Genomic DNA, 15,190 nt, shown 5'->3' with positions numbered 1-15,190 from the left:
GCTGCACGTCGGGACAAGTCGCCCGACTCAATCTCGACAACACGAGTGTCGGTTTCTCGTGCGTCGCCAACGTCCACCCAGGTCACATTTCCGTCATGCCTGGTGTTTCGGACGGGAATACCAACATTCCGACGGTAGCCACGATTCAGTTGAGCTGCTGACCGTCGACGTCGCGCAGGTGCGCGATTCGCGGCGCCGCACGGCGCCGCGTTCACTCACTGCGCGTCCTGCTTCGCGCGTTCGGCCGCTGCGATGATCGCGTCGGCCACCGCCTTCGGCTGGCTCAGCATCGCGACATGGCTGCCGTTCACGCGCGTGACCGTCGCGCCGATCCGCTTCGCCATCGCTTCCTGCAGCGTCGGGTCGATCATCTTGTCCTGCGTCGCGACAACGAACGTCGACGGCTTCGCATGCCATGCGGCCTGCGTGACCTTCTCCGAGATGCAACCGCCGTACCACGGCCCCTGGGTCGCCGCAACGATGCGCTGCTGCGCAGGCGGCAGGTCCGGCGCGAAATCCTGCGCGATCGCCTTGTCCGACAGCGTGGCGAAACCGCCCGCGTCCTTGCGCAGTTCACCGGCCCAGGCGGGCGCCGGCAGCCCCTGCGTGACGTCGGCGATCGACTGGCCGTTGTCGGGCGCGAACGCGGCGACGTACACGAGCGACTTCACCTTGTCGTCGTTACCCGCATCGCTGATCACGACGCCGGCCCACGAATGGCCGACCAGCACGACCGGCCCCTTCTGCTCGTCGATCGCGCGCTTCGTCGCGGCCGCGTCGTCGGCGAGCGAGCTCAGCGGATTCTGCACCGACACCACGTGCAGCCCGCGCGCCTCGAGCAGCGGAATCACGCGGTTCCAGCTCGACCCGTCGGCGAACGCGCCGTGCACGAGCACGACGTTCGTGCCCTTGAGGTCGTCCTTCGGCGCGGCCTGCGCCGCGACCGCACCGAACAGTCCGCCGATCACCGCGGCGGACACCAGAACGCGTTTCATCAAACCGGCCATCGTCATGCTCCTTGCTGTGTTGTTCAAATGAAGTGCTGCATTGGCGGCCGCGCCTCCATGCAGCAGGCGCGGCACCGGATCACGAATGGGCGTACAGGTCGTCGGCGGCGTTCTGCGCGGCGCGTCCTTGTGCGGCGCCACGATGGCTGGCGGGCGTCGACGCATCGGCCACGTTGTCGCCTTGCGACTTCGACGGGCCGTTCTGGTCGGATCGCGCGACCTGCAGCGCGGCGGCGATGTCTTCCGGGTAGTGCGGCTCGCTGCGGGCCGGGTTGTAGCCGGCCTGTTCCAGGCGGGCGAGTTCGGCGCGCACGTCGGCACGCGTCAGGCCATGGCCGGTATCGGCGAACGACAATGCGGGAACAGCGGCGAGGACGGCAACGGCGAGGATTCGAGCGGCTTTCATGAAGGTTCTCCTTGAAGGAAGTAGGTCGGTCGATCATTCGGCATCCGATCCAGATCGTCTGGCATCGAACGTTTCCTGCATGTCGACAGTAGAACCCGTGCACGTATCTGCCATGTTTCCAGAATCGGTACTTTCTGCATGCCAGTTTTTCAGGAACGGCCGCAGATACAGTGCGATACACACCCGGCTACCGCATCGTTCACGACCTGTCCGCCGAAGTGCTCCCCCGAAGCCCCCCCATCATGAAAAAAGGCGTGCCACACACGGCACGCCTTTGCGTCGGACACATCGAACCGCGCACGTCACGGCGCGAGCCGCGTGAACACGTAGTCGTGATTCTTCACACGCGCCTGGTGGCACGCAAAGCACGTCTGATGCTGGCCGATATCGGCCGGCACGCCGTTGACGAAGCGCCCGAAACCCCAGCCGCCCGTCGACGCATAGCGGCGCGAGTCCTTCACCATCACCTGCACGGTCGTCGCCTGGCCCGGCACCGTCGCCGGCGCGAACTCGTCGGACTGCTTGCGCTTGTACGCAAGCTTCACGAGGATCGTGCCGTCCGGGAACGGCAGCGTCGCCTTTTCGAGCGCACGGATCGCGACAGGGTTGCCGAGCACCACACGTAGTTCATCGAGCGGCGCGGCTTCCTCTGCCGGCGCCACCATTTCCCACTTCCGGTAGCCGGGCGGGATCGTCACGCCGTAGATCGGCGACGCGGCCGCGGCCGGCTTCGACTGCTCCGCGAACGCGGCCGGGCCGCTCGCCGACCACGCGCCGGCCAGCAGCACGCCCGCGACGAACGCACGGCTCGCACCGCGGCGCACCCCATCCACGCGAGCCCGCATCACAGGTGCTCCACTTGCAGGATCGCATCCGCGAACGCCTGCGGTGCTTCCTGCGGCAGGTTGTGGCCGATGCCGCCGGTAATCGTCCGGTGCTGGTACTTGCCGGTGAACTTCTTCGCGTACGCGGCCGGCTCCGGATGCGGCGCACCGTTCGCGTCGCCTTCCATCGTGATCGTCGGCACCGTGATCGCGGGCCCGGCGGCCAGGCGCCGCTCGATGTCGTCGTATTGCGCCTCGCCCTTCGCGAGCCCGAGGCGCCAGCGATAGTTGTGGATCACGACGGCCACGTGATCGGGGTTCTGGAACGACGCGGCCGAGCGTGCATAGGTTTCGTCGGAGAACTGCCACTTCGGCGACGCGAGTTGCCAGATCAGCTTGTTGAATGCATCGCGGTTCGCCGCGTAGCCCAGCGCGCCGCGCTCGGTCGTGAAGTAGAACTGATACCACCACTGGAATTCGGCCTGCGGCGGCAGCGGCTTGGCGTTCGCCGCCTGGCTGCCGATCAGGTAGCCGCTCACCGACACCAGCGCCTTCACGCGCTGCGGCCACAGCGCCGCGATGATGTCGGCCGTGCGCGCGCCCCAGTCGTAGCCGCCGAACACCGCGCGGTCGATCTTCAGCGCATCCATCAGCGCGACGATGTCGACGGCCGTCACCGCCTGCTGGCCGTTGCGCACCGTGTCGGCCGAGCGGAACGTCGTCGACCCGTAACCGCGCAGGTACGGCACGATCACGCGATAGCCGGCCGCGACGAGCAGCGGCGCGACTTCCGCATAGCTGTAGATGTCGTACGGCCAGCCGTGCAGCAGGAACACGACGGGGCCGTTCTTCGGCCCGAGGTCCGCATACCCGACGTTGAGCACGCCCGCGTCGATCTGGTGGATCGTGCCCAGCGACGCGAAGCCGGCCGCGCGTTTCGCCGCCAGTGCATCGGGCGCCGATTGCGCATGCGCCAGGGCGCTGAATCCGAGGTCGGCGAGGCTCAGGCTCGCCAGCGTCGTACCCAGGATCAGGCGGCGGCGGGTGTTCACGGTATCAGGCATGACTCGTTCTCCATTGTCGGTCGCTAAGGAAGGGGCCCGCGGCACGTGCGGGCAGACGGGTACCACCGTTCGCAGCGGCGGCGCTTGGCACCGCGCCGCCGTGTGAATCGCTTCACCGGATTTATACCCGAACCCTCAGGAGGCTTTGTATCCCAACGTATCCGTGTGCGAACACGACACACGGCGATTCAAAAAACGGGCTGGAGACGCGTATTTGCAGGGGAGCCAGCCCGCATTCACCGCTCGCCCCACGCTGACGCACGACGCCGTTCAATCCTTCCGATCGGGCAGGATATGCGCACGGATCGACCGGCCCCGCCACGATATGTGGTCGATCCGCGCGCGCAGCGAGTAGAGCGCCACCGACGACAGCGTAGTGAACCTGAGCAACGCGACGGGATTGCCAATTCCGGCCGGCACGCGCTCGATCGAATCGAACAGCGGGAATCCATACTGATTCAGGAACGCACCGACCTCGTCGTCGCGTGCGTGTTCCTCGACATTGATCAGCAACAGTTCGGCCATGGCGGCTCCTTTCCTTGTTCGTCCGTCCGTCACCGGATCAGCCGGCGCGTATGGTGCGCGATCATCAGTTCTTCGTTGGTCGGGATCACCCACGCCGGTACGCGGCTCGATGCCGTCGTGATCAGCGGCCCGCCGGCACCGTTCGCTTCGACGTCGATCTCGGCGCCGAGCCAGGCCGCACGGCGCAGCACGCCCTCACGAATCGCCGCCGCATGCTCGCCGATCCCCGCCGTGAAAACGATGGCGTCGATGCCCTCCATGGCGGCGGCGAGCGAACCGAGCTCGCGCGATATGCGGTAGATGTACAGCTCGATCGCGAAGCGTGCGTGCGGGTCGTCGCTCGCGAGCAAAGTCCGCATGTCGCTCGATATGCCGGACACCCCGAGCAACCCGGAGCGGCGATACAGCAGATCCTCGACGGCGCGCACGTCCATCCCGAGTTCTTCCATCAGGTAGATCACGACGCCCGGATCCAGGTTGCCGCATCGCGTGCCCATCGGCAGTCCGTCGACCGCCGTGAACCCCATCGTGCTCGCGACGCTCCTGCCTGCCACGAGCGCACACATGCTCGCGCCGTTGCCGAGGTGGGCGACGACCGTGCGCCCGCGCGCCGCCGGTGGCGCGACGTCGGGCAGCACGCTCGCGATGTACTCGTACGAGAGCCCGTGGAAGCCGTAGCGGCGCACGCCCCGGCTGGTGATCGACGCGGGCAGCGCGAACGCCTGGCTCACCGCGGGCTGCGTGCAATGGAACGCCGTGTCGAAGCAGGCCACCTGCTCGATACCGGGCTGCACCGCTTCGAGGATGCGAATGGGCGTCAGGTTGTGCGGTTGATGCAACGGCGCGAGCGGGGTGAGCTTCTCCAGCTCGGCCACGATCTCGGGCGTGACGCGCACCGGGCCGCTGAAGCGTTGCCCGCCGTGCACGACGCGATGGCCCACCGCCGCGAGACGGTGCCCTTCCCGGTGATCCTCCAGGAACGCGGCGATCTGCTCGAGCCCTTCGCGATGGCCGAACGTATCGCCGCCGGCCCATTGCCGCTCGTGACGTTCCGCGTGATGGTCGACGGCGCTGAAGTGCGCGGCGGCCGTATACAGGCCGTCGACCTCACCGTGCACGATCAGCCCGAGCGTGTCGCCCTGCACGTCGAATGCGGAAAACTTGATGCTCGACGAGCCTGCATTCAACACCAGAATCACGTCTGCCATGGCGTCACCCTGCCCGCGTGGCCGCTTCGCGCTGCGCGTTCGCGACGAGCATCGCGACCGCGCATGAAGCCAGCCGGGTGATCAACGAATCGGCACGACTCGTCAGGATGACCGGCACGCGCGCGCCGAGCACGATCCCCGCCGCGTCCGCACCGGCCAGGAACGACAGGCTCTTGGCGAGCATGTTGCCCGCTTCGAGGTTCGGCACCATCAGCACGTTCGCGTGCCCGGCCACCGGCGAATCGATCTGCTTGATGCGCGCGGCCTCGGGATCGATTGCGTTGTCGAGCGCAAGGGGACCGTCGACGAGCGCACCGGTAATCTGCCGCCGGTCCACCATCTTGCACAGCGCGGCGGCTTCGAGCGTCGACGGCACTTTCGGGTTGACCGTCTCCATGGCCGACAGGATCGCCACGTAGACCTGCGGAAATGCCAGCGCATGCGCAAGATCGATCGCGTTCTGCAGGATGTCGGCCTTTTCCTCGAGCGTCGGCGCGATATTGATCGCCGCGTCGGTCACGATCAGCGGATCGGCATGCGCGGGCACGTCCATGACGAAGCAATGGCTGATGCGCCGGCCCGTGCGCAATCCGGCATCGTGCCGCACCACTTCGGCCATGAGTTCGTCGGTGTGCAGGCTGCCCTTCATCAGTGCGCACGCCCGGCCGTCGCGGACGAGTCGCACCGCCGCGGCTGCCGACGCCTCGCTGTACGGCGTATCGACGATCTCATGATCGCGGATCGACAGCCCGCACTCCGTGGCGATCGCTTCGATACGTGCACGCGGGCCGACCAGGATCGGTTCGATCAGCCCCTTGCGCGCCGCCTCCAGCGCCCCCTCGAGCGCGCTCCGATCACACGGATGCGCGACGGCCGTCGGCATCGGCGCCAGCGTCCGGCAGTGTTCGATGAGCCGGCGATATTTCTCGTGTCTGGTTTCCATCGCGGTTCCTTGCTGTCCGTCACTGCACACGATCGAGTGCCGCCGCCGGCCCCTTCGCCGGCCGCCGCGCGGGCGGCGCGCCCAGCACCGCGCGGATGCGTTGCAGGGCCGCCCACTGGTGCTCGCTCACCGATGCGCTTTGCACGCGCGGATCGCCCAGCAGCTTGTCCAGCAACGTCAGCAGCCGCTGGCGGTCTTCCGGCCGGGCAAGCAATGCCGGCAGCGTGGCGACGGCCTGTTGCGGCGCGTAAGTCGCGATGATTTCCTGCTCGCCGTAGATGCGCCGCCACTGGTCGTTCGGGAGGTTCGGCAGGTACTCGGCGTAGGTTTCGGCAAGTTCACGCTCGGTCGCGAGCTGCGCGAGCGGAAACGGTTCGCCGCTGCGCTCGAGCAGAAACGCTGCGCGCGCCACCGCTTCGGTGTAGCCGCCCCGGTCGACCGACGCGAGCGCTTCCTTCACGAACGGCAAGTCGCGGGGATCCGTCGCCACCGAAGAAGCAGCATGACGGTCGCGATACTGCTCCGCGAAATGAAGCATGAACGGCTGGGTGTACAGCGTGAAGAACAGCGACTCGATGCCTGCATCGCGCACGGCGCGGAAATAGTCGAGCGACGCGCTGACGATGTCCGAGCCGCGGCGTTCGAGCGCGCGCCACGGCTCGATATCGTCAGCCGGCTGGCGATAGGCCCGGATCGTATCGGCGGCCGGCTTCAGCCAGCGCAGCCAGGGATTCAGGTCCGAGAACGCCCAGCGCTGAACGCGCAGCGGATGACAATCGCGCAACAGGCGCGCCGCGGTCTCGTTCGATGCCTGCTGCACGAACGGCTGCATGAACAGTTCATACGCGCGCTGCGTGAATTCGGACAGCTCGGCGACGGCCCCGAACGCATGTTCGTCCTTGCGCCCGAAGCGGTTGAAGTATTGCGCGATCTCTTCGAGACGGTGCTCGGCGAAAGCGACGTCGTACGCGACCTTCCCGTCGGCGCCTTTCACCTCCTCGATCGACATCGCATAGAGCCCGGGCGGCAGCGTTTCGACGGCATCCAGCACGCTGACGATCTGTGCGTGCTCCTTCTTCGCGACCTTGCCGGACACGAAGATGCCGAGATGCCCCACATCCTCTTCCATCAACCCGATGATGACCTGCCCGCGCGACTTGATCTCCTCCGTGCTGCCGTAGATGTCCGCGACCCAGTTGAACGCCTGTTGCGGCGGCGTGATGTTGTCGCCCATCGACGCGAACAGGATGATCGGCGAGCGGATCTCGCGCAGGTCGAACGCCTTGCCCGCCCCGTCCCGCACCTCGCCGGACCAGAGCTTGTTGCCGATGAACAGGTTGCGCGTGATCCACTCGATCTCTTCGCGGTTCATCAGGTAGTAGCCGCCCCACCAGCGCTCGAACTCGAGGAAGCGCGGCGGTTCGATGTCGATGTTGTCGTACACGTGGTAATACTTGTCCCACAGCGTATTCGCCGGGTTCAGGTTCTCGAAGTTCTGCACGAGATAGGCGCCGTCGAACTTGCCGTTGCCCAGGTCCGACGAGAACGACGCGAGCCAGGTGCCGCCGAGGATGCCGCCCGCATAGCGCATCGGGTTGTCGCCGGGCCCGTCGCTCCACGCACCGCTCCAGTACGACATCGGGGCGCCGTTGATGACGATCGGGCCCGTATCGTCCGCCGACGAGCTCGCGAGCATCATGGCTGCCCAGCCGCCCTGGCAGTTGCCGACGATGGCCGGCTTGAGGCTGTCCGGATGCAGCTCCCGCACTTTGCGGACGAACGCCTGTTCCGCCGCACATACGTCGAGCAACGTCTGGCCGGGTTCGGGCTCCTGGAAGAACACGACGAAGTACACGGGATGCCCCGCGCGCAACGCCACGCCGACTTGCGAATCGTCCTTGAAGCCGCCGATACCGGGGCCATGCCCCGCACGCGGATCGATGATCAGGTAAGGCCGCTTGGCGGTGTCGACGATCACGCCGTCCGGCGGCTGGATGTGAACGAGCGCGTAATTGACGGGCCGTGCGAACTGCCTGCCGTCGAGCACGACGTCGTAGTCGAAATGAAGCACCGGCTTGAGCCCCTGGGCCGTGCGCTCGACGTATTGCGTGCCGCGCTCGCGCAGCGTGTCCCAGAACAGCAGCGAGCGCTGTACGGCATCGACCGCGTAATGCCATGCGCTCAGCGGCGAGAACGGCGTGGCGCCCGGGGCGTGGCCGTCGCTGCCGTCGAATGTTTCGCTCAACCGTTTCCCGTACTGTTCCAGCGCGTGCTGCGTGCGCTTTTGCAGGACGTGGACAATCTCCGCGGCGATCTCATGACTGCGCGCCAGTTGCGTGGCAGCATCCATAACACTGTTCTCCAGAGGGGCAAGGTGAATCTCGACGCATTTCGGGAGCGGCCGCCTCGCGTCAGCCGAGCACGTGCATCCCCGCGTCGATGTAGTGAATGCCGCCGGTCATCGCACGTGCGGCATCGCTGGCGAGAAAGGTGCACAGCGCGCCGACGTCGTCGATGTCGAGCGGCCGGCGCAATGGCGCGCGCCGTGCTGTGTCGTCGAGCAGATGCTCGAAGTTCGGCAGCCCGGATGCCGCCCGCGTGGGCAGCGCGCCGGGCGAAACCGCATGCACGCGAATGCCTGCCGGCCCCAGTTCGACGGCCAGGTAGCGAACGGCGGCTTCCAGCGCCGCCTTGACCGGCCCCATCACGCCGTACTCCGCGATGACCTGGTCGGCGCCGATGTAGGTCATCGCCATCAGGCTGCCGCCGGACGTCATCAACGGCTCGGCAAGTTTTGCCATCCTGATGAACGAGTGGCAGGAGGTATCCATCGCGCGTGCAAACCCTTCCGGCGAACTGTCGACGACCCGCCCGTGCAGATCGTCCCTGGGAGCATAGGCAACGGCATGCAGCAGAAAATCGAGGCCGCCCCACTGCTCGCCGATCGTGTCGAACACCTCGCGCATCTGGTCGGCCCGGCTCACGTCGACGGGCATCGCAATCGCCGGCTTCAGCTGTTCCAGCAGCGGCTCGACGTACGGGAATGCCCGGTCGGATTGCCAGGTCACGGCCAGCTCGGCACCCGCTGCACGAAATGCACGCGCACATCCCCAGGCGATGCTCTGCTCGTTCGCCAATCCGACGATGATTCCCCTTCGACCTTCAAGCGGCCGCATGCCATTGCAAGACACACCTGACTCGCGCACGTCGTCATTCGTCATCGCGAAACCTCGGGTCGTATTTTTCACCGGGCGAAACTGTGTAAAGGCCGATTTACTTTTCTGCCGCGAGCCAATAGACAGGATGATCGATCCGCACACATGTGCGGTCGCGAATCATTGTATTGAGGGTTTCAATACATCAGATCATTTGTGCGAGACATTTTTGACTTTTATCAAAATCGCTTTGAAATCAAATAATTACGATGGAATGTTTCGATCGGGAACCGCGTATTTCATCGATATGTCATTCAATCGTGTGCGAAAGCGTGTATTGCTTCCGCAGACAGAAATGAAATCGCCGGTGTGTTCGCCATGAAACAGAAACGAACGCGAGCCGCATGACTGCGCCGGCCCGCGTCCGCCAGTCCTCCCTCGCTTACACGCGCCGCAGCGGCCGGAACCCGGCACGCACTTCACGAGCAAACAGGTCAGGCTCCTCCCATGCCGCGAAATGGCCGCCCTTGTCGACTTCGTTGAAGTAGATCAGGTTGTGATAACTGCGCTCGGCCCAGCTGCGCGGCGCCTGGTAGATCTCGCCCGGAAACACCGTGATCGCGGCCGGCAGCGAGATATCCACCGCGTTGAAGTTGTTCGAGTGATCCTCCCAGTAGATCTGCGCGGCGGACGTCGCGGTGTTCGTCAGCCAGTACAGCGAGATGTCGTCGAGAATCTCGTCGCGCGGAATCGAGCGCTCGGGCACGCCGCCGCTGTACGTCCACTGCGAGATCTTGTCGAACATCCACGCAGCCTGCCCGGAAGGCGAATCGGCGAGTGCATAGCCGACCGTCTGCGGGCGCGTGACCATCATCGCCGAGTAGCCGCAGTTGTCGCGATAGAACGTCGCGAGCTTCTCGTACGCCGCCTTCTCCTTCGGCGACAGCGAAGCCGGTGCGGGCGAATCGGTGGCGAGCAGCGTCGCGATATCCGGCGGCACCGTCGCCGGCATGTTCACGTGAATCCCGGCCAGGCCCTGCACGCGCTGCATCGCCATCCGGTGCGAGATCACCGAGCCGCAATCGCCGCCCTGCGACACGAAGCGCGTGTAGCCGAGCCGGGCCATCAGTTCGCCCCACGCGCGCGCGATGTGGTCGGAACCCCAGCCGGTCTGCGTCGGCCGGCCCGAGAAGCCGAAACCCGGCAACGACGGTACGACGACATGGAACGCATCGTCCGCGCTCGCGCCGTGCGCGGTCGGGTCGGTCAGCGGGCCGATCGCCTTCAGCAACTCGAAGATCGAACCCGGCCAGCCGTGCGTCATGATCATCGGCATCGCGTTATCGTGCCGCGAACGCACGTGAATGAAATGAATGTCGAGCCCGTCGATTTCCGTGATGAACATCGGAAAGCCGTTCAGGCGCGCCTCGCCCTTGCGCCAGTCGTAGTCGGTACCCCAGTAACGCAGCAGCGCCTGCATGCGTGCGAGCCGCACGCCCTGCGATTCGTCGGCGACGGTCTCGCGGCCCGGCCAGCGCGTCGCGGCAATGCGGCGGCGCAGGTCGGCCACGGCTTCATCGGGAATGTGCGCGGTGAACGGGCGTATGCCGCTGGCGCCGGCCGCCGCATGCAGCGCGGTGGGCAGCATCGCCGAGACCCCGGCGGCCACGGACGTGGCCAGCAGGTGGCGGCGCATCGGGGAAAACGGTGTGGAAGACATCGTTCGGCATCTCCTTTCGTGAAATGGAAAGTGAACATGCCGCGCGCGGGAAACACGCCTTCGCGTTCAATCCGGCGCGCCCTCGTCACGCGGCGTCGCCCATTTGAAAGGTCTGATGTATCCGGGATTTGTCTGATTTGTACGCGTTTGTAGTGGCTGCGCGGCGAGCAGGCCGGCCGGTGCGGCCGCTCGCCGGCGCGACGCTCAGAGCGCCTTGACGATCGCGCCGTCGACGCGAATGTTCTGCCCGGTGATGTAGCCCGCGCCGTCGGACAGCAGGAACGCGACCGTTTTCGCGATCTCGCCGGTCTTGCCGAAGCGGCCGGCCGGGATGCGCGCAACGATCTCCGGCGTTTCCGGCCAGCTGTCGATGAAGCCCGGCAGCACCGCGTTCATCCGGATGTTCTCGGCCGCATAGCGTTCCGCGTAAAGCCGCGTCCACGCGCTCAGCGCCGCGCGCAGCGCCGACGAAACGGGCATCGGCTGCTCGGGCGCGTCCGCGGCGAAGCTCGAGATGTTGACCACCGCGCCGCCGCCCTGCTTCTGGAAGATCGGCGTCACGCGGCGCATCACGCGCACCACGTTCAACAGGATCAGGTCGAGCCCTGCGTGCCAGTTGTCGTCGGTGATCGCCAGCAGATCGCCCTTGGGCGGATGCCCGGTGTTGTTGACGACCGCATCGATGCGGCCGTAACGCGCGACCGTTTCCTGCACGAGCCGGTCGATGTCGGCTTCTTCCGTCACCGAGCCCTGGATGCCGAAGCCGCCCAGTTCCTCGCCGAGCGCCACTGCGCTGCCCGACGGCGACATCAGTGCGACACGATAGCCCGTCGCCGCCAGTTCGCGCGCGATCGCAGCGCCCATGCCCTTGCCCGCCGCCGTGATCAACGCTACTTTTTCTACAGTCACGATTTGCTCCTCGTTCGATTCCTGCCGTCGCGCAGCCGCCGTTCGGCGCGCCATGGTGGTAATGTAGGCGCATCGATAACGACTGTCGAACCAGTATTTCTGCCTCCAGCCGATAGTTTTTCTACAGCCTGACGATGCCGCCTCGCCCCTCCCGCCTGCCGCCGCTGAATGCGCTCCGCGCGTTCGAAGTGTCCGCGCGGCACCTCAATTTCCGCGCCGCCGCCGACGAGATCGGCGTCACGCAGGGCGCCGTCGCGCAGCAGGTGCGCCACCTCGAGGACGTGCTCGGCCTGAAGCTGTTCGAACGCCTGTCGCGCGGCCTCGCGCTGACGCACGACGGCGCCGCGTATTTCTCCGACGTGCAGCGCGCGCTGCACGCGATCGCCGACGCGACCGACAAGCTCGTGAAGCGGCGCGCCGCGCTGACGATCAGCACGACGCCGTCGTTCGCGTCGAAATGGCTGATCCCGCGGCTCGCGCGGTTCACCGATGCGCATCCCGACTACGACGTGCGCGTGATCGCCGATCCGCAGATCGCGACGTTCCGCCACGACGGTGTCGATCTCGCGATCCGTTACGGCAAGCCGCCGTTCGGCAAGCATCTCGCCACGCATGCGCTGTTCCCGCTCGATGTGTGTGCGGTGTGCAGTCCCGCGCTGCTGGCCGCGCCCGCGTCGCCGCGCGCGCTCGCGGGCCATGTGCTGCTGCACGACGCGCACGACCTGTGGCCCGAGTTCCTCGCCGCAATGCCCGAGCCCGTCGACATCGATCCGCACAAGGGGCTGCGCTTCAACCAGACGTCGCTCGCGATCGATGCGGCCGTCGCCGGCCAGGGCATTGCGCTCGCCACCGATCCGCTCGTCGAGCGCGACATCGCCGCGGGCAGGCTGTGCAAGCCGTTCGATTTCGCGTTTCCGCTGTCGGTGGGGTTTTATCTCGTGTATCCGGCCGAGCGGCGCGACGACGACGCAATCGTCGTGATGCGCGAGTGGATGGCCACACAGGCCGTGTCGGACGGGCGCCCTTGAGCAGGCCCTGGCAAGGTCAGGGCGCGATCCAGCGGCCTGCGTGGCCGCCTTCGTGCAGGTCGAATACCGCGCGGCGATGGCCGGTACGCGCGAGTTCGAGCCAGTCGATACGCGTCACGGTCACGTGAAGCAGGCAGAAGTTTTGATAGCCGTCGTCGACAAGCCTTGCACGTTGGCTCGCCGAAACATGCGCGGCTTCAGGCGACTCGACCGGCGTGCCCGGCGGCAACGGTGCGCGATACAGCAGCAGCGTATGCGGACGGCTCGATTGCCAGACCACGCGCCGTTGCGCTTCGTCGTCGCAGATCGATGCAACGCCTTCCACGCGAATCTGCACGAGCGCATCGAGATCGTTGGCGACAAGCGCGATGCGCGGATCGCGGCGCAGCTCCGCGACCTTTTCCGAACGCGCATCGGTATGAAACGACAGCGCACGACCGGCGCGATTCACGTGCCGCAACACGATCGTGCGTACCTTCGGCGCACCGTCGACGCCGAGCGTCGCGGCCTGCAGCATCGTGAACGGCGAGCGCTGCGCGCTCACGCCGGATTCGAGGCAGGACCACAGGCGCTCATACGTTTCCGCGAGCGATTCGGAAATTGCGTCGGGCATGACGGAGCGGCGATCGTGCGGGTTGCGATCGCGCCAGCTTAACCGTTTGCGGCGGTGGCGGCACGCGCGCAGCGCGCCGGCCGTCGCCGTGCGGCTCAGTTGTAGCCGAGTATCGCCGGTGCCGCGTCGCCGATGTCGGCCGCCGGCTCCGCGCCGAAGCGGCCGAGCACGTCGGCCACATACTGCGGCCCCGCGCTGATCTGCGACGACCGGTGCGCAACCGGCCGGTTATCGCCCCCGCCTGGCGCTGCGCCCATCGATACGGTGTCGTTGACGGTGATATTCATGTTGATGTCTCCTCACGCGGCCAGCGCCGCACCATACGCGCGCACAAGGCGCGCGACGCCTTCCCGGATCGCGTCGACGTCCGGCGCGGCAAACGACAGGCGCAGCGAGGCCGCGTCGACGTTGTCCGCGAAGAACGCCTTGCCCGGCACGAACACGACCTTGTTCGCGATCGCCCGTTGCAGCAGCACGTCCGACGATACAGCGCCGATCCGCGCCCACACGAACATCCCGCCTTCGGGACGATGGAATTCGATCGCATCGCCGAGGCCGTCGCGCAACGCGTCGCACATCGCCTCGCATTTGCGCTGGTAGGCGGCCGTGATGCGCGGCAGATGGCGTTCGAGCGCGCCGTCGGCCAGATATTCGGCCGCGGCCGCCTGCGTCCACGGCGTGCTGCACAGATCGACCGTCTGCTTCGCGATCACGCAGCGCCGCGCGATCTCGGCCGGCGCGATCGTCCAGCCCACGCGCAGCCCCGGCGCGACGATCTTCGACAGGCTCGCGAAATGCACGATCCAGTCGCGCGCGCCGCGCACTTCATCGGCGAGTGCCAGCATCGACGGCACGGCTTCGCCCGCGAAACGCAGGTCGCCGTACGGATCGTCCTCGACGATCAGGAAACGGTACTGCACCGCGAGACGCAGCAGCTTCAGCCGGCGCTCGCGCGTGAGCGTCGCGCCCGTCGGGTTCGCGAAGGTCGGAACCGTGTAGAGCAGCTTCGGCTGCGCAATCGCACCGGACGCGAGCTGGTCGCCGAGACGATCGACATCGAGGCCTGCGCCGTCGACCGGAATCGTCACGATGCGCGCCTGCTGCAGACGCATCGCCTGCAGCGTCGCCGGATAGGCCGGCTGCTCGGTCAGCACGACGTCGCCCGGCGACACCATCACGCGCAGCAGCAGGTCGAGGCCCTGCTGCGAACCGGTCGTGACGAGCAGTTCCGCCGCCGTGCAGGCCACGCCGCGACGCGCCATCAGCGCGATCAGTTGCTGTTTCAGTTCCGCGAGGCCGTCGGTCGGGCCGTATTGCAGGCAGCGCACGGGCTGCGCGTACGCACGCTCGGCAGCTGCGTTCAGGCCGTCGACGTCGAACAGGTCGCTGGCCGGATAGCCGCCCGCGAAAGAAATCATGCCCGGTTCGGACAGGTACTTGAACAGTTCGCGGATCGGCGAGCCGGCGGGATTCTGGAATGAGGGAGTGAACGCGTACATGTCGTCGTGAGCTGGATGGCGCGGACGGCCGGGATAGCCGCCAGGTACCGGCCGCCGCGGCGCTTCTGGCGCCGCGGCGGTGAAATCGAGCCACGATTGTCGATAGTCATTAACGCCGCGGCAAACGATATCTATGCACTAGGTCTTGCGGTTTGGTCATCACATGGGGGTTGGGCGGGAAACGCGAAACGCGCTGTATGCCGGCGTGTCGGCACCGGGTTCCGGACGCGTGTTGCCGGCAGAAAACCAATCCCGACGACTGTTGCGCCACACGCTCACCCTGCCCGCC

15 protein-coding genes are annotated in these 15,190 nt (G+C 66.6%); 1 reads left to right on the top strand and 14 read right to left on the bottom strand.

Going from position 1 to position 15,190, the window contains the following annotated elements:
• Positions 1–215: 215 nt before the first annotated feature.
• The 11 genes from B7G54_RS21365 to B7G54_RS21315 all read right to left on the bottom strand — a co-directional run bounded on the left by B7G54_RS21365 (position 216) and on the right by B7G54_RS21315 (position 11,761).
• Positions 216–1,007, bottom strand: a complete 792-nt coding sequence (locus B7G54_RS21365) for an alpha/beta fold hydrolase (RefSeq protein WP_085041017.1) — start codon at positions 1,005–1,007, stop codon at positions 216–218.
• Between the two features lie 79 nt (positions 1,008–1,086).
• Positions 1,087–1,413: a DUF4148 domain-containing protein gene (locus B7G54_RS21360; protein WP_085040889.1), complete on the bottom strand. Its 327-nt coding sequence runs from the start codon at positions 1,411–1,413 to the stop codon at positions 1,087–1,089.
• A gap of 302 nt (positions 1,414–1,715) precedes the next feature.
• Positions 1,716–2,258, bottom strand: coding sequence for a cytochrome P460 family protein (locus B7G54_RS21355; RefSeq protein WP_085040888.1), 543 nt, complete (start codon positions 2,256–2,258; stop codon positions 1,716–1,718).
• On the bottom strand, positions 2,258–3,301 hold the full coding sequence (locus B7G54_RS21350) for an alpha/beta fold hydrolase (protein ID WP_085040887.1): 1,044 nt from the start codon (positions 3,299–3,301) through the stop codon (positions 2,258–2,260). Before B7G54_RS21350 ends, B7G54_RS21355 begins: the two co-directional genes overlap by 1 nt.
• Before the next feature lie 270 nt (positions 3,302–3,571).
• Entirely contained in the window at positions 3,572–3,826 is a 255-nt protein-coding gene (locus B7G54_RS39105) for a hypothetical protein (protein ID WP_085040886.1), read from the bottom strand.
• Positions 3,827–3,855: 29 nt separating this feature from the next.
• Positions 3,856–5,034, bottom strand: coding sequence for an acetate/propionate family kinase (locus B7G54_RS21340; protein ID WP_085040885.1), 1,179 nt, complete (start codon positions 5,032–5,034; stop codon positions 3,856–3,858).
• A 4-nt stretch (positions 5,035–5,038) separates the two neighbouring features.
• Positions 5,039–5,977: a phosphate acetyltransferase gene (locus tag B7G54_RS21335; RefSeq protein ID WP_085040884.1), complete on the bottom strand. Its 939-nt coding sequence runs from the start codon at positions 5,975–5,977 to the stop codon at positions 5,039–5,041.
• Between the two features lie 19 nt (positions 5,978–5,996).
• Positions 5,997–8,327 carry a DUF3141 domain-containing protein gene (locus B7G54_RS21330; protein WP_085040883.1) on the bottom strand — a complete coding sequence of 777 codons (2,331 nt, stop codon included), beginning with the start codon at positions 8,325–8,327 and terminating at the stop codon, positions 5,997–5,999.
• A 61-nt stretch (positions 8,328–8,388) separates the two neighbouring features.
• Complete coding sequence (gene fabI, locus B7G54_RS21325) at positions 8,389–9,153, bottom strand: enoyl-ACP reductase FabI (protein ID WP_085040882.1); 765 nt, start codon at positions 9,151–9,153, stop codon at positions 8,389–8,391.
• Positions 9,154–9,574: 421 nt separating this feature from the next.
• A complete protein-coding gene (locus tag B7G54_RS21320; RefSeq protein ID WP_085040881.1) occupies positions 9,575–10,852 on the bottom strand; it encodes an epoxide hydrolase family protein in 1,278 nt (425 codons plus the stop codon).
• Between the two features lie 204 nt (positions 10,853–11,056).
• Entirely contained in the window at positions 11,057–11,761 is a 705-nt protein-coding gene (locus B7G54_RS21315; RefSeq protein ID WP_034188601.1) for an SDR family oxidoreductase, read from the bottom strand.
• A 134-nt stretch (positions 11,762–11,895) separates the two neighbouring features.
• On the opposite strand from B7G54_RS21315, the gene gcvA reads away from it, so the two are divergent.
• Positions 11,896–12,789 (top strand): transcriptional regulator GcvA, encoded by an 894-nt coding sequence (gcvA, locus tag B7G54_RS21310; protein ID WP_085040880.1) that lies wholly within the window; start codon positions 11,896–11,898, stop codon positions 12,787–12,789.
• Between the two features lie 16 nt (positions 12,790–12,805).
• Here the strand turns inward: gcvA and B7G54_RS21305 are convergent, their stop codons facing one another.
• The 3 genes from B7G54_RS21305 to B7G54_RS21295 all read right to left on the bottom strand — a co-directional run bounded on the left by B7G54_RS21305 (position 12,806) and on the right by B7G54_RS21295 (position 14,901).
• On the bottom strand, positions 12,806–13,402 hold the full coding sequence (locus tag B7G54_RS21305) for a pyridoxamine 5'-phosphate oxidase family protein (RefSeq protein WP_085040879.1): 597 nt from the start codon (positions 13,400–13,402) through the stop codon (positions 12,806–12,808).
• Between the two features lie 95 nt (positions 13,403–13,497).
• On the bottom strand, positions 13,498–13,689 hold the full coding sequence (locus B7G54_RS21300; protein WP_085040878.1) for a hypothetical protein: 192 nt from the start codon (positions 13,687–13,689) through the stop codon (positions 13,498–13,500).
• Between the two features lie 12 nt (positions 13,690–13,701).
• Positions 13,702–14,901 (bottom strand): aminotransferase-like domain-containing protein, encoded by a 1,200-nt coding sequence (locus tag B7G54_RS21295; protein WP_085040877.1) that lies wholly within the window; start codon positions 14,899–14,901, stop codon positions 13,702–13,704.
• Positions 14,902–15,190 lie beyond the last annotated feature (289 nt).

Origin of the sequence: Burkholderia puraquae (assembly GCF_002099195.1) — a bacterium.
GTDB classification, from domain to species: Bacteria; Pseudomonadota; Gammaproteobacteria; order Burkholderiales; family Burkholderiaceae; genus Burkholderia; species Burkholderia puraquae.
Note: the sequence above shows the minus strand (reverse complement) of the source record. Positions and strands in the feature narration are given on the sequence as shown.

Coding starts and splice junctions, on each gene's coding strand:
- B7G54_RS21350 (WP_085040887.1), bottom strand. CDS start 3,301: ATGCCTGATACCGTGAACACCCGCCGCCGCCTGATCCTGGGTACGACG.
- B7G54_RS21355 (WP_085040888.1), bottom strand. CDS start 2,258: ATGCGGGCTCGCGTGGATGGGGTGCGCCGCGGTGCGAGCCGTGCGTTC.
- B7G54_RS39105 (WP_085040886.1), bottom strand. CDS start 3,826: ATGGCCGAACTGTTGCTGATCAATGTCGAGGAACACGCACGCGACGAC.
- B7G54_RS21295 (WP_085040877.1), bottom strand. CDS start 14,901: ATGTACGCGTTCACTCCCTCATTCCAGAATCCCGCCGGCTCGCCGATC.
- B7G54_RS21330 (WP_085040883.1), bottom strand. CDS start 8,327: ATGGATGCTGCCACGCAACTGGCGCGCAGTCATGAGATCGCCGCGGAG.
- gcvA (WP_085040880.1), top strand. CDS start 11,896: ATGCCGCCTCGCCCCTCCCGCCTGCCGCCGCTGAATGCGCTCCGCGCG.
- B7G54_RS21320 (WP_085040881.1), bottom strand. CDS start 10,852: ATGTCTTCCACACCGTTTTCCCCGATGCGCCGCCACCTGCTGGCCACG.
- B7G54_RS21365 (WP_085041017.1), bottom strand. CDS start 1,007: ATGGCCGGTTTGATGAAACGCGTTCTGGTGTCCGCCGCGGTGATCGGC.
- fabI (WP_085040882.1), bottom strand. CDS start 9,153: ATGCGGCCGCTTGAAGGTCGAAGGGGAATCATCGTCGGATTGGCGAAC.
- B7G54_RS21335 (WP_085040884.1), bottom strand. CDS start 5,977: ATGGAAACCAGACACGAGAAATATCGCCGGCTCATCGAACACTGCCGG.
- B7G54_RS21340 (WP_085040885.1), bottom strand. CDS start 5,034: ATGGCAGACGTGATTCTGGTGTTGAATGCAGGCTCGTCGAGCATCAAG.
- B7G54_RS21360 (WP_085040889.1), bottom strand. CDS start 1,413: ATGAAAGCCGCTCGAATCCTCGCCGTTGCCGTCCTCGCCGCTGTTCCC.
- B7G54_RS21305 (WP_085040879.1), bottom strand. CDS start 13,402: ATGCCCGACGCAATTTCCGAATCGCTCGCGGAAACGTATGAGCGCCTG.
- B7G54_RS21300 (WP_085040878.1), bottom strand. CDS start 13,689: ATGAATATCACCGTCAACGACACCGTATCGATGGGCGCAGCGCCAGGC.